The following is a 13217-nucleotide window of genomic DNA, read 5'->3' on the forward strand; positions in this document are numbered from 1 at the left end:
ACCACCCGTGAAAAAGAGAGGAACCCGACCATGGCAGGTCGGATTCCTCGCAGGTTGGTCGTCGACAAGCTCCGGTCAGACTGCCGCGTTGCCGCTGGTGACCAGCCAGGTCGCCAGCTCCGGGAAGAGCATGATCAAACCGATGACCAGCAGCGCGAGCGGGACGCCCAGCAGGGCGGCGGTGAACACATTGCCCAGTGTGATCCGCTGACCCAGGTTCACATCCGGGTTCTGCGAGATCTTGTGCACCAGGAAGACCAACACACCCACCGGCGGGGTCAGCATGCCGATCTCGGCGGCCAGCACGGTCAGGACACCGAACCAGACCAGATCCACATCGAGCGCATTCAGGGTGGGCAGCATCACCGGGACGCTCAGCAGCATCAGGGAGATCGGGTCCATGAACATACCCAGGATGATCATGATGATCAGGGCCGCCAGCACGAACTGCATGGAGGTCAGACCCATCGTGTCGATCCACTCCGTGAACAGGAACGGGACACCGCTCAGGGCGAGCATGCGGGTGATGAACGCCGCACCGATGAGCAGGAAGAACACACCACCGGTGGCGTAGACGGTACCGGCCAGTGCGCTGCCGATGGTGGGCAGGAACTCACGGCCCTTGTAGAACAGGGTGATGAGCATGGCACCGATGCATCCGATGGCGGCGGCCTCGGTGGCGGTGAAGAACCCGCCGTACATGCCACCCAGGATGATGGTGACCAGGATGGGCAGCGGCCAGACCTGGCCGAGGGATGCCCACCGGGCGCGCCAGCCCACCGACGGCAGCTTCTCACCGGCGATGGACGGGAAGATGAGCGCCAGGATGATGATCGCCACATTGACCACCGTGGCCAGGAGGATGCCGGGGACCACACCGGCGAGCAGCTGGGGACCGACCGGGAGGTTGGCGATGCCGGCGTAGACCACCAGCAGCAGACTCGGTGGGATGAGCTGCCCCGGCAGACCCGCCATGATCACGGAACCGAGGGCCAGGCGCCTGTCGTAGCCTGATTTGAGCATCTCGGGGATGCCGATGCGGCTGATCGCGTAGGCGATGCCGATGGTGGAACCACTGGCCGCGGCAAGCCCCGCACCGGCCATGTTCGTGGTGACGGCCAGGCCACCGGGCAGCCAGTTCAACCAGGCCCGGGCGGCGTCGAAGATGCGGGTGGTGGCCCCACTCTTCCACAACAGCAGACCCATGAAGATGAACATCGGGATGACCGAGAGGGACCAGCTGGCGGCATTGGCGGCCGGCAGATCCACCAGGCTGCGCTCCACCACGGAGGTGCCACTGATGCGCCAGATACCCAGCAGCCCGGCGACACCCATGGCCACCGCGATCGGCACACGCCACGCCATGAGGGTGAGCAGCAGGACGAGGCAGACCAGCGCCACCTGCAGTTTGGTGGTCAGGGCACCGGAGAAGATCAGCCCGATCTCGCCGATGAGGATCGCCGCCATGATGGTCAGCGTGATGGCGGTGGGCCTGCCTGCTTTGCGACGCAACCCTGGCCCACCGGGTGCCCTGGGCCGGCCGGTTCGGGTGGTGGATGCGGGGGAAGTGGTCTGCGTGCGGGGTGAGGTATCCACGGACGGCACTGTTGCGGTCCTGGGGTCACGGTCCTTTCGGGTGCGCGTGAGGTGTCGGCGTCGGAGGACACCATGATGTTCTGCTCCTCGAGATCGGCCAGGACATCGGCCTCCTCGCCGAGGGCCTGCTGTTCAGCGGCGAGCACCGCATCCCTGTTGATGATGAGTTTGAGGATGTTGGCGATGATCACCAGGAGGAAGGCCAGGCAGGCCAGGGGAATGGCGAACCGGGGAGGCCACACGGTCACACCGGTGGAGGAGTCGTATTCACCGACGGCCATCTGCTCCAGGGCGTTGCCCAGGCCGGCCCAGCCGATGAAGACAACGAAGAGTCCGGTGAAGCACAATGCGACGATGGCCATGATCTGCTGCCCACGGGAGTCCAACCGCTCATAGACGATGGGCAGATCGGTGTGTTCACCGTAGTGCTGGGCGGCGGCCAGTCCAAAGAACACCAGGGGGAGCATCCACCAGTAGGAGACGAACTGGTTGGTGCCCTGGATCGGGGTGTTCATGCCGAACCGCATGCCCACGTCCAGGAACACGTTGATCACCATGCCCAGGGCAGCCGCCGCGCCCAGGAAGATGGAGAGCCGGATCAGGACTGTGACCGCGAGATCGATGCCACGGATCAGTCCGTTGGACCTCTCCGTCTGAATGGTGTGGGTGGTACTCATGTCAATCCTTACGCAGTGAGTGCAACAGTGAGTGCTGGTGTTGTGTGGTCAGGGCGTTACGGGAGCTCGTTGAAGATCTCTTCGTTGAGCCTGTCGGCCCACGGCTGGAGATCCACGGACTCTTCACCCAGGTCGGTGGCCCATTCCTGGTGGTTGGCGTAACCGCCGTCGTAACCCAGCTCCTCGAGGATGCCGACCCACTTCTCGCGCAGCTGCTCGTATTCGGTGACCGCGGCCTCCGAGTCGGAGACAACAGCCGGTGGGTTGTCGATCATGTTCTGGCGGACACCCTCGAAGTGGGCGTCCAGTGCCTGTTGCAGATCCGCCTCGGGAGTGATGTAGTTCAGGGACATGGAGTCCTGCTCCTGGTGGAAACGCTTCTGCTCATCGAAGTAGCCGGTGTAGTAGATGTTGAGGAATTCCGCGCGGTTGTCATCGAACGCGGCCTTCTGCTCCGGGGTGAGGGATTCCATGAAGTCATTGGAGGAGGCCAGGGAGATGGAGCTCCAACCGGGGAAGTCGACCTTGGTGAAGTTCTTACCGATCTCCCACAGGCCCAGGCCGGTCATATCCGGTTCGCCACCGACGAAGCAGTCAACCACGCCACGCTCGAAGCCCTCGTAGATTTCGGCGCCCGACAGGGTCACCGGGGTCATACCCAGTGCGGTGACGGCATTGGAGTAGAGCTCACCACCAACACGGACGCGTTTGCCCTGCGCATCAGCGAGCGACTCCACGGGATCCTTGCACAGTAACTGGTAGTTGTCGTGGTTCTGGAAACGGCGGAGCAGGGGATAGATGCCCTGGCTCTCCAGCTCCTCCGAGATCTCCGGGTGGTTGTAGGACCACTCGATCAGAGCGGCCGCATTGGCGAGCAGACCGATGACCGGTCGTTCATCGCTGCCGTAACCCATCTGGGATGCCCACGCATCAATGGGGAACGAGGCCGGGGTGTAGGCCATGCCCAGGTAACCCAGATCGATGACACCACCGGTGAGGCTGGTGGCCACCTCGGGCTGCTTGACCAGGGAATCGGCGTAGAAGTGCTCGAAGGTCAGCTCTCCGTTGGAGTCCTCGGTGACCACGTCACCGAACTGGGTCATCGCGGTGCTCATCATGTGGTCGGGGCCGTAGGGCGGATTCGCCTTGACCACGATGCTCTCGCCTGCGGCCGGTGACCCCTCGGCAGCCTGGCCACCCTCATTGAGTCCGCCGCCTCCACAGGCGGTCAGGGTCAGCGCGGATACGGAGAGCACGGCCGCGGTGGACAGGAAACCACGGTTGAAACGACCGCGACGGGCAGCCGACTTGGAACCAGAAAGCATGGTATTTCCCCTTTGGGTAAGTGAACCGAAATCAGTAGTTGTCGACAGTTTGGAATTGTGACACGGTTCACGCAAGTGGTTTGGTTCACTCTTTTGCATACTTTGTTACCCCCATCTCCATGAAGGGGGAGGGCCTGGTGTTTTTGATTTGATTTGTTAAAGAGCATGCTCAGTGAATTTCTGATAAACCTATCAATCCTGTGTGATCTGCATGTTTCACGGATAGGTTCCGATGGGATTTCCTCTGATGTCTGAAATTGACCGACTCTTCGGCGGTATCTGGACCCTTTCGCGATAGGGACCCCACCACTTCCGCCACCTTCTGATCGTCAAAGTTCATAATATTTCGGGGGTAAAAGAATAAGCTCCTGAGCTGCTGAATTCCCCCATCGCGCCCCTAAAGTCGACAGATCACGTTTTGTATTCGGTGAGCGAACGACCCGCTGCGCATCCCGGCACGCTCCTGCGGACAGGACAAAAAGGCATGAAAAAACCAGCCCCCACAATGAACTGGGGACTGGTTAATCAGCCAGACGGTGCAACCCGGACACCCATCAAGGGGCCGGGACCGTCGTCAGGCATCAGCCGGGTAGGCGTTTACCCGGGGTGGGGCTCCGGTTAGGGTGCCACGGTGTAGTCGATGACGGAGTACTCCTGCAGCTTGGCCAGCTGGTGCACGGACTCGATGTGGCGGATGGTGCCGGACTTGGAACGCATGACCAGGGAACGGGTGGTCGCGCCGTTGGCGCGGTAGGACACGCCGCGGAGCATGTCGCCGTTGGTCAGACCGGTGGCCACGAAGTAGCAGTTGTCGGAGGTGACCAGGTCGTTGGTGTGCAGGACGCGGTCCAGCTCCAGGCCTGCGTCAAGTGCCTTGCGACGCTCGAAGTCGTTCATCGGTGCGAGGATGCCCTGGATCTCGCCACCCATGCACTTCATGGCGCAGGCGGTGATGATGCCCTCGGGGGTGCCACCGGTGCCCAGCATCATGTCCACGGAGTTGGTGTCCTGGGCGGCTGCCACGGCACCGGCAACGTCGCCGTCGGAGATGAGACGGACCTTGGCACCGGCGCGACGGATGTCGGCGATGAGCTCGATGTGGCGTGGGCGGTCGAGGACCACGACGGTGACATCGGAGGCGCTGATGCCCTTGGCCTTGGCCACGGCGTTGATGTTGTGGGCGACGGGTGCCTCAATATCGACCTTGCCGGCAGCCTCCGGGCCCACAGCCAGCTTCTTCATGTAGAACACCGCAGAGGGATCGTACATGGATCCACGCTCTGCGGCGGCCAGGACGGTGATCGCGTTCGGGCGACCCTCGGCCATCAGGGTGGTGCCGTCGACCGGGTCAACCGCGATGTCGACCTCGGGGCCGAAACCGGTACCCACCTCTTCACCGTTGTAGAGCATCGGGGCTTCGTCCTTCTCCCCCTCACCGATGACGATGACACCCTTCATGCTGACCGAGTTGATGAGCTGACGCATGGCATCCACAGCGGCGCCGTCGCCCTCGTTCTTCATGCCACGGCCAACCCAGCGTCCGGCTGCCAGTGCTGCGGCCTCCGTAACACGGACCAGTTCCATGGCCAGGTTACGATCCGGTTGCTCGGGGTGATGTGCGTTCATAGTGGGGGGCCTCCTGAAGCCGGTGGAAAACAGTGAAGATCTTTTGACGATAGCGACGATAGCGGAGTGAACAACCCTGTCCCGGATGTGACACAGGCGTGGGATATGCCGGTGATCTCATCCCGGGGTGGGTACGCCTCTATTGTGGGCACGGATCCCGCCCACGCTGGGGTTGACCCGTGACTTCCCCTATTCTTGCACCTTTTTGTGTACGTGTTTGGTTTTACCGCACCCGAAAGAGGGAGGAGGGTATTTTTCGTGCCATACTATGCGGGTGGCTGACAATCGACCGAGAATCTTTCAGGGAAGCAGGGACATCGTGTTGTCCCTCATCGTCACCGGCATCGTGATGGTGGGTGCGGTGGGTTTCACCGGCATGTGCACATACAACCCGGGCGCCCCGGAACAGGGTCAGGTCCCGGAGATCGATGCCTCCACATTCATCTCCATGGAGGCCCGTGGCATGGACTTCGCTGTCCGTGAACCGGTGACCCCTGAAGGATGGGTGACCAACTCGGCGCGTCGGGCTGTCGTCGATGACACCCCCGCCCCCGTGATCGGTTATGTCACCACCGATTCCGGTTTCCTCCAGCTGACCCAGACCGGCGAGACCGTCCAGGATGCCGTGGAGGGATATGACGGCCGGTGGCGTGATTTCTCGGAGTCCTATGATCTGCAGGGCCGCACCGTGGAGATCTACACCTCACGTGAGAAGGAGGTCCGTGATCTCCGGGTGCTGGATCTGGGCGATGCCCGCATCCTCGTCTCCGGTGCCGCGACCGATGAGGAATTCAACGAGCTGCTCTCCGCGGCCATCGACGCGGATCCGCTCACCTCACCGTAGGTTACGCCCATCGACGCCCACCCGCCCCCGAGGTCACCGTGAGACGAGGGGCTCAGGCCTGCTGGTTGCCCTGATTGCCCTGGTTACCGGCGTTGCCCAGTGCCTGTTCCACCCGCCTGGAGGCGCCGGCGAGGTGTTCCTCGCAGCGGCGTGCCAGTGACTCACCGCGTTCCCAGTACCGCAGGGATTCATCCAGACCCATCTGTCCGAGCTCCAGGATCTTGACGATCTCCACCAGCTCATCACGCGCCTGCTCATAGGACAGGGATTCAACGGGCTCAAACTCGTAGTTTCCGGCACCGGATCCGATGACATCGGGGTTGGTCATAGTGGTGTTTCTCCTTGTGTTTCAGGGGTTAATCGGATTTCTGGGTGTTCATGGCCGCAGCGGTGATGGCACCGTCTGCCACACGGATACGCAATTGGCTGCCCGGTGGGGCCTGCTCAATGGTGGTGACCACCTCGGGTGGGGTGCCGTCGCGGGGAACCACCTGCACCACGGAATAACCGCGGGCCAGAGTCGCAGATGGACCCAGGGCGGACACCTGCGCACGCAGTGAGGCCACCAGGGACTGCTCGGTTCTGAGCATGTGGTTGACGTCGCGACGCAACAGCGCCACCGCGCGCTCAATCTCCTCGCGTCGGCGCACAATCGGGGTCATCGGATCTGCCAGCACCGGCCGGGTGCGGATGGAGGCCAGTGCCTGCTGTTCCCTCGCCACCCAGCCACGCAGCGCCGCGGCTCCGCGGTCGCGCAGCTGGCGGATGAGCAGACGTTCCTCATTGACATCCGGCACCACACGCTTGGCCGCATCGGTCGGGGTGGCGGCCCGCAGATCGGCCACATTGTCCAGGATCGGGGTGTCCGGTTCGTGCCCGATCGCCGAGACCACCGGTGTCCGCGCCGCGGCCACCGCCCGCTGCAGTGCCTCCTCGGAAAACGGCAGCAGATCCTCCACCGAACCACCACCACGGGCGATGATGATGACATCCACACCCGGATCCTGATCGAGCTCACCCAGGGCGGCGGTGATCTCCGGAACCGCAGAGGCACCCTGGACGGCGGTGTTGATCACCTTGAACTGCACTTCGGGCCACCGGTCACGGGCCACACTGAGCACATCACGTTCCGCGGCCGAACCACGCCCGGTGATCAGACCGACGCACTTCGGCAGGAACGGCAGGCGTTTCTTACGCGCCGGGTCGAACAGGCCCTCGGCGGCGAGTTGTTTGCGCAGCTCCTCGATGCGGGCGAGCAGCTGGCCGATGCCCACCGGGCGGATGTCGGTGACCCACAGTGAGAAGGAACCACGCCCCGCGTAGAAGGCGGGCTTGCCGTAGACGATGACCCGGTCGCCGTCTTTCAGCGGGGTGGGGCGGTTGCGGATGATCTCGGTGGGGCAGGTCAACTGCACCGAGACCTCCTGCTCCACGTCCCGCAGGGTGAGGTAGGACAGCTTCCAGTTCGGTTTGACGTTGATCTGGGCGAGTTGTCCCTCCACCCACAGGTGGCCGAGACGCTCGATCCAGTTCTTCACCTGATTGTTGACATCACGAACCGGCCAGGGCGTGTCCGGGGTTGATTTTGCAGACGGCACGGGTGTGTGACCCTCCTTATTCCATCGGCCTGTGGTGAGTTTCCCCGCTGAAAGCATCACCAGCGGGGAGGTATGGGTTCCTAGTCTAGGTGTTTGGCCAAAGGTTGGATACGCTGGGAGCCATGAGCTCATCTGTATCCAGCCCCAGCCCTGAAACCGGTAAGAAGATCCTGCTTGCCGCCCCACGCGGCTACTGCGCCGGTGTTGACCGCGCGGTGGAAACCGTGGAACGTGCACTCGAGGAATACGGTGCCCCGATCTATGTGCGCAAGGAGATTGTGCACAACCGTTATGTGGTGGACACCCTCGCCGACAAGGGTGTTATCTTCGTCGATGAGGCCTCCGAGGCTCCCGAGGGTGCCCACATGGTGTTCTCCGCCCACGGTGTCAGCCCCGCCGTCAAGGAGGAGGCAGCAGCCAAGAACCTGCAGTCCATTGACGCCGCCTGCCCGCTGGTGACCAAGGTGCACAATGAGGTCAAGCGTTTTGACAAGCAGGGTTTCCACATCCTCTTCATCGGCCACGAGGGCCATGAGGAGGTGGAGGGCACCATGGGTCACTCCCTGGACCGCACCCACCTGGTCGACGGCCTGGAGAGCATCCCCGGACTGCCGGCGTTCCTCGCCGATGAGCCGAACCTCATCTGGCTGTCCCAGACCACCCTGTCGGTGGATGAGACCATGGAGATCGTCCGTGAGCTGAAGAAGGTCTACCCACAGCTGCAGGACCCGCCGTCCGATGACATCTGTTATGCCACCCAGAACCGTCAGGTGGCGGTCAAGGCCATCGCCGAGCGCTGCGATCTGATGATCGTGGTCGGTTCCACCAACTCGTCGAACTCGGTGCGTCTGGTCGAGGTCGCCCTGCAGGCCGGCGCGACGAATGCCTACCTGGTTGATTACGCCCACCAGATCGATGAGGCCTGGTTGGACGGCGTGGAGACCATCGGTATCTCCTCCGGCGCGTCCGTCCCGGAGATCCTGGTCACCGGTGTCCTGGAGCGCCTGGAGGGCTACGGCTTCGATGACGTGGAGGAGGTCACCTCGGCTGCCGAGAAGATCGTCTTCGCCCTGCCGCGCGTGCTGCGAACGGCACGCTAGACGGTCGAAGCTGACAAGAGCCCGGGGTGATCCCCCGGGCTCTTCGTCTAGTTGTACAGGTCGTCATCCAGCGACGGGCGCCGGCGTGGTGGGACGGGTGGGGGAGCTGGTCGACGCTCCACCTGCCCCGCCCGTGGCACCTCCCGCTGGATCTGCTCCACAGGTCGGGATAGCTCACGACGCCGCTCCTGGTTGCGGCGGATCAGCTCATCCACGGTGACCTGGTGGCTGGTCAGCTCCGGGTCACCGGAGGACCTGCGGGACCGGGCCCTGGAGGCCTGTGCCCGCGCCCGGCTGGCCTCGGTGGCATTGGTGCGGTCGGCCTCGCGCTGGGCCCTGCGGGTCTGCTCACCGGTCACCTGCAGGTGCTGCTGATTGCGGCGCAGGAGTTTGATCCGGACCACACCGATGATCGTGGCCAGGATGGTCACCATGATCAGGGTGGGGAACATCTCGGCCAGGGGATAGATGGCGGTGAGGATCGCCGTGGTGGACAGACCCTGCCCACCGGAGATGCCCTGCTGGGACACCAGCCAGGAGGTCAGCGGGGTCATGATGCCGAACAACAACGGCATGGAGGCCACGGTGATAAACAGACCCCGGGCCTCGATCAGCAGGGTGATGGCCAGGCTGCAGATGATGAAGAACAGCTGGTAGGGCAGGCCGATGGTGCCGAACAGCAGACTCACCAGCAGTCCTGAGACCAGCGACGCCAGAACCACGGCGGGACCGGACCACGTCGGCAGACCCACGAAGGGTGTCTGCTGGTCCGGTCTTGATCTTCTCCTCGGCGCTGCTGATCCATGTGACACGAGTGATTACTCTACCGGTCTTGACGCTGGAAACAGGAGTGCACCACCCGGTGTGGGTGATCCGGGGCGGGGGTGTGGGGCGTCGACAAGCACGACGGTGACCCGCGCGCCTACTTCCGGCGACGCATCAGGTCGAGCGCCTGGGCGGTGAGCTTCCTGCCCTGGGACAGGCGTTTTTTCAACATGGCGCGGCGGAGCTCGTTGATGTCCGTGGTCGGTTCCTCCACCAGCACGGCGGCCAGATCATCGGGTTCTGCCACCGGGTCCACGGGCTTCTGATCGGGCAGCGCATTGCGGTAATAATCCCGGCGCAGCTGCACGCCACGCTCGGTGATACTGCGCCCGGCCAGACGCCCGTAGGGGGTGGCGTAGGTGAGGTCACGGTAGTTCTTCTCACCGGCCTGGACGGAGATGACCTCCTGGAAATAGCGGAACGCCACCGCGATCATCGCGGCGACCGGCACCGCCAGGAACGCACCGATGATGCCGAACAGCGTGCCACCCACCGTCACGGACAACAGCACGATCACCGGATGCAGGTTCATCGCCTTGGACTGCAGAATGGGGGAGAGGATGTTGCCCTCCAGCTGCTGGACGGCCACCACGATGATCAGGACGATCACTGCCTCGGTGAACCCGAGGGAGACCAGGGCCACGATGACCGCCAGTGCACCGGCGGTGAAGGCACCGATGATGGGGATGAATCCGGCGACGAACGTGATCACCGACAGCGCGAAGGCCATGGGCACGCCGACGATGACCAGGCCGATGCCGATGAAGACGGCATCCACCGCAGACACGATCGCCTGTGCCCGGATGAACCCGGCCAGCGTGTTCCACGCCCGGGTCAGCAGTTCGGTCAGGTGCCAGCCGGAGGTTTCGCCCACGGCCTGACGGCCCCAGGACAGGAACCTGTCGCCGTCCTTGAGGAAGAAGAAGGTGAGCACGAGCACCACACCGAGGGTGATGATCACGCTGGTGGCCATACCCAGGCCGGAGAAGATCTCCCCGGCGATCGTGCCCGCCTGGTTCTGCAGCCACCCGACGACCTCGTTGAAGAAGTTGTCCACGTCATTGGCATCCAGGTTGAAGGGATCACCCTGCAACCACAACTGCACGCTGAGGATGCCGTCGAAGACCTGGTAATAGAGGGTCTGGGACTGCCGGGCGATGCTCGGGGCAATCAGCCAGAACACGCCTGCGATGGCGGCGAAGAAGATGATGATGGTGGTCGCTGCGGCCAGGGCCGGCGGGAATTTCAGTTTGCGCAGCCACATGTTCGGGGTGGAGAGCACCGTGCACACGATCAGTGCGAGGATCACCGGCAGCACCCCACGCCACAGCTGGCCCAGGATCAGCCAGCCGACGTACGCGGCCACGGTGATGAACAGGATGCGCAGGCTCCACACAGACACCCGCCGCACACTGTCCCCGATCACCACTGACCGGTCGATGCGGGCGGGGTAGTCGACGTCCCCTGTGGAGTCCGCAGGGGAATCCTTCAGGTCATCCATGTTATCGCCCACAAGGGCGTCGAGTCGTTCTGGGAAATCTTCCGTCCTTGCCACGGTTTCCCATTCTGCCCCGAAACACGGTTCGGGGCACAAGACACCCCCGCGTTACCTACTGGGAGGAAGCCCGGCCCAGCTCCTGCCCGATCAGAACGGTGTCCGTGGCATGGGGAGAGGTGCCGAAGGCACCGGTGCGCTCATCGGGTTCCTTACGCAGGGCGATTGCGCTGATAATCAGCCCGCCCCAGATGACGACGATGAACAGGATCATCATGATGATGGCTGTGGTGCTCATGGTGTTGTCCTTCCCTCCGGGGTGGTGTTGGTGATCACCGGGACCGCCAGAGCGTTCTCGGTGGCGTCGAAAGGTGTGAACTCAGCATCCGAGTCCCAACGACGTGGACGGTGGTAGGCCCGTCTGAATTCGGGTAGGACACCGAAATCCGAACCGGGGGGACCATCGAGACTGACATTGCCCGGCCACGGGATCATCGGGGCGACGACGGCCACGACGATGATGATGCCGAGAACCGCCCAGCCGAACAGCGCCACCTGCAGCTCCGAATAACCACCGTATGGCTCCTGGGAGAGGGTGATCAGTTCCTGGATGAGGGTGAAACCCAGGACCAGGGTGGTGATGTTGACCACGCAGATGCGCCAGACGGTGTTGACCCGGAAGGAGGACACCGAGTTCAGGTGCATTGAGAATTCATCGATGCGACGCAACACCCAGTCGACCACAATCACCACGATCAGTGCGATGGCCACGATACCGACGTTGTTGGTGAACTTGTCCATGATGTCCAGGGTCGCCAAACCCGAGGTCGTGGAGAACAGCGTCAGTGACAGGATGGCCATGACCACACCGACGCCGATGGCTGCGGTCTTGCGCTGCAGAGCGAACTTGTCCTTGACCGCGGAGACCACCACCTCCAGCAATGAGAACAGTGAGGTGAAACCTGCGATGAAGAGGGAGGCGAAGAACAGGAACCCGAACAACCCGCCCAGGGGCATCTGGTTGATGATGGCAGGGAAGGCCACAAACGCCAGACCGATGCCGGAGGTGGCCACCTCATCGACTGCCACATTGGACTGAACAGCCATGAAACCGAGTGCCGCGAAGACACCGATGCCCGCGAGCACCTCGAAGGAGGAGTTGGCGAAACCCGTGACCAGACCGGTGCCGGTCAGGTTGGTGCGTGGCTTCAGGTAGGAGGAGTAGGTGAGCATGATGCCGAAGCCAACGGACAGGGAGAAGAAGATCTGCCCATAGGCGGCGACCCACACCGTCGGGTTGGTCAGTGCACTCCAGTCGGGGGTGAACAGCGCATCCAGGCCGACTTCCGCGCCCGGCAGGAACACTGCACGGACACAGACGATCAGGAAGATGATCACCAGGATCGGCATGAAGATCATCGAGACCTTGCCGATGCCCTTGTCCACTCCGATTGCCAGCACAATGATGGCCAGCAGCCAGACGACAAAGAGGGTGAGCGCGATCTGCGGGACGATATCCAGTGAGAAGGTCGATTCCGCATCGAACTGCAGGAAGTCACTGAAGAAGTAGGCATCCGGGTCATCACCCCAGGCCTGGGTGAGGGATTTGATGGCATACAACCCGGCCCAGGCGATGATGACGGCATAGTAGATGGTGATGAAGAAGGCGATGCCCACCTGGACCCAGCCGAGGGACTCGGTACGTTTCTTGAACCGTCGGAATGTGAGTGGCGCGCTGCCGCGGTAGCGGTGACCGAGGGCAAAATCGAGGAACAACAGTGGGATACCGGCGGTCAGCAGGGCGATGATGTAGGGGATCAGGAAGGCACCACCGCCATTGTCGTAGGCAATGTAGGGAAATCGCCAGATGTTGCCCAGTCCGACGGCGGAACCGATGGCCGCGAGCATGAAGACATAGCGGGAAGAGAAAACCTCGCGGCGCTGGGGGCCGCCTTGGGAAGGCTGAACAGCCTGTTGGGATGGCGAAGACATCGTTGACGCTCCATGAGTTAAGGAGTAACAAAGGGGAGGTGGTCGCCGGGCAGCACCACGGGGGTAGGTGTGGCATGCCGTGAAACCGATGAACGGATGTGCGATGAAATTACCATAGGAAGGTGACCTGGACTACAGA

Annotated in this window: 12 protein-coding genes; 2 read left to right on the plus strand and 10 right to left on the minus strand. The window is 62.8% G+C overall.

Translation table 11 applies throughout. The features are described from left to right. Positions 1-75: 75 nt before the first annotated feature. The 4 genes from H9627_RS11010 to glpX form a co-directional block, all read right to left on the minus strand. On the minus strand, positions 76-1512 hold the full coding sequence (locus tag H9627_RS11010) for a TRAP transporter large permease (RefSeq protein ID WP_191734090.1): 1437 nt from the start codon (positions 1510-1512) through the stop codon (positions 76-78). Next, positions 1473-2273 carry a TRAP transporter small permease gene (locus tag H9627_RS11015; protein WP_191734091.1) on the minus strand — a complete coding sequence of 267 codons (801 nt, stop codon included), beginning with the start codon at positions 2271-2273 and terminating at the stop codon, positions 1473-1475. Before H9627_RS11015 ends, H9627_RS11010 begins: the two co-directional genes overlap by 40 nt. Before the next feature lie 56 nt (positions 2274-2329). Next, positions 2330-3598: a C4-dicarboxylate TRAP transporter substrate-binding protein gene (locus tag H9627_RS11020; protein WP_225213782.1), complete on the minus strand. Its 1269-nt coding sequence runs from the start codon at positions 3596-3598 to the stop codon at positions 2330-2332. A gap of 618 nt (positions 3599-4216) precedes the next feature. Continuing rightward, positions 4217-5224 carry a class II fructose-bisphosphatase gene (gene glpX, locus H9627_RS11025; RefSeq protein ID WP_191734092.1) on the minus strand — a complete coding sequence of 336 codons (1008 nt, stop codon included), beginning with the start codon at positions 5222-5224 and terminating at the stop codon, positions 4217-4219. 268 nt (positions 5225-5492) lie between these two features. On the opposite strand from glpX, the gene H9627_RS11030 reads away from it, so the two are divergent. Further along, positions 5493-6068, plus strand: a complete 576-nt coding sequence (locus H9627_RS11030) for a DUF4245 domain-containing protein (RefSeq protein ID WP_191734093.1) — start codon at positions 5493-5495, stop codon at positions 6066-6068. Positions 6069-6120: 52 nt separating this feature from the next. On the opposite strand, the gene H9627_RS11035 is transcribed toward H9627_RS11030, so the two are convergent. Next, positions 6121-6396, minus strand: a complete 276-nt coding sequence (locus H9627_RS11035; protein ID WP_191734094.1) for an exodeoxyribonuclease VII small subunit — start codon at positions 6394-6396, stop codon at positions 6121-6123. Between the two features lie 28 nt (positions 6397-6424). Next, positions 6425-7666: an exodeoxyribonuclease VII large subunit gene (xseA, locus tag H9627_RS11040; protein ID WP_191734095.1), complete on the minus strand. Its 1242-nt coding sequence runs from the start codon at positions 7664-7666 to the stop codon at positions 6425-6427. A gap of 122 nt (positions 7667-7788) precedes the next feature. Between xseA and H9627_RS11045 the strand changes: the two genes are divergently transcribed. Further along, positions 7789-8766: a 4-hydroxy-3-methylbut-2-enyl diphosphate reductase gene (locus tag H9627_RS11045; RefSeq protein WP_191734096.1), complete on the plus strand. Its 978-nt coding sequence runs from the start codon at positions 7789-7791 to the stop codon at positions 8764-8766. 47 nt (positions 8767-8813) lie between these two features. On the opposite strand, the gene H9627_RS11050 is transcribed toward H9627_RS11045, so the two are convergent. From H9627_RS11050 to H9627_RS11065, 4 genes are all read right to left on the minus strand, one after another. Continuing rightward, entirely contained in the window at positions 8814-9578 is a 765-nt protein-coding gene (locus H9627_RS11050; RefSeq protein WP_191734097.1) for a DUF6542 domain-containing protein, read from the minus strand. A gap of 110 nt (positions 9579-9688) precedes the next feature. Then, complete coding sequence (locus H9627_RS11055) at positions 9689-11092, minus strand: AI-2E family transporter (protein WP_191734172.1); 1404 nt, start codon at positions 11090-11092, stop codon at positions 9689-9691. 109 nt (positions 11093-11201) lie between these two features. Continuing rightward, positions 11202-11384 carry a methionine/alanine import NSS transporter subunit MetS gene (gene metS / locus H9627_RS11060; RefSeq protein ID WP_191734098.1) on the minus strand — a complete coding sequence of 61 codons (183 nt, stop codon included), beginning with the start codon at positions 11382-11384 and terminating at the stop codon, positions 11202-11204. Then, positions 11381-13078 carry a sodium-dependent transporter gene (locus tag H9627_RS11065; protein ID WP_191734099.1) on the minus strand — a complete coding sequence of 566 codons (1698 nt, stop codon included), beginning with the start codon at positions 13076-13078 and terminating at the stop codon, positions 11381-11383. The genes metS and H9627_RS11065 overlap by 4 nt, the downstream gene beginning before the upstream one ends. Between the last annotated feature and the right edge of the window lie 139 nt (positions 13079-13217).

Source organism: Corynebacterium gallinarum (genome assembly GCF_014837045.1).
GTDB classification, from domain to species: domain Bacteria; phylum Actinomycetota; class Actinomycetes; order Mycobacteriales; family Mycobacteriaceae; genus Corynebacterium; species Corynebacterium gallinarum.

Coding starts and splice junctions, on each gene's coding strand:
- H9627_RS11015 (WP_191734091.1), bottom strand. CDS start 2,273: ATGAGTACCACCCACACCATTCAGACGGAGAGGTCCAACGGACTGATC.
- H9627_RS11035 (WP_191734094.1), bottom strand. CDS start 6,396: ATGACCAACCCCGATGTCATCGGATCCGGTGCCGGAAACTACGAGTTT.
- H9627_RS11055 (WP_191734172.1), bottom strand. CDS start 11,092: ATGGATGACCTGAAGGATTCCCCTGCGGACTCCACAGGGGACGTCGAC.
- H9627_RS11045 (WP_191734096.1), top strand. CDS start 7,789: ATGAGCTCATCTGTATCCAGCCCCAGCCCTGAAACCGGTAAGAAGATC.
- H9627_RS11020 (WP_225213782.1), bottom strand. CDS start 3,598: ATGCTTTCTGGTTCCAAGTCGGCTGCCCGTCGCGGTCGTTTCAACCGT.
- glpX (WP_191734092.1), bottom strand. CDS start 5,224: ATGAACGCACATCACCCCGAGCAACCGGATCGTAACCTGGCCATGGAA.
- H9627_RS11065 (WP_191734099.1), bottom strand. CDS start 13,078: ATGTCTTCGCCATCCCAACAGGCTGTTCAGCCTTCCCAAGGCGGCCCC.
- metS (WP_191734098.1), bottom strand. CDS start 11,384: ATGAGCACCACAGCCATCATCATGATGATCCTGTTCATCGTCGTCATC.
- H9627_RS11030 (WP_191734093.1), top strand. CDS start 5,493: ATGCGGGTGGCTGACAATCGACCGAGAATCTTTCAGGGAAGCAGGGAC.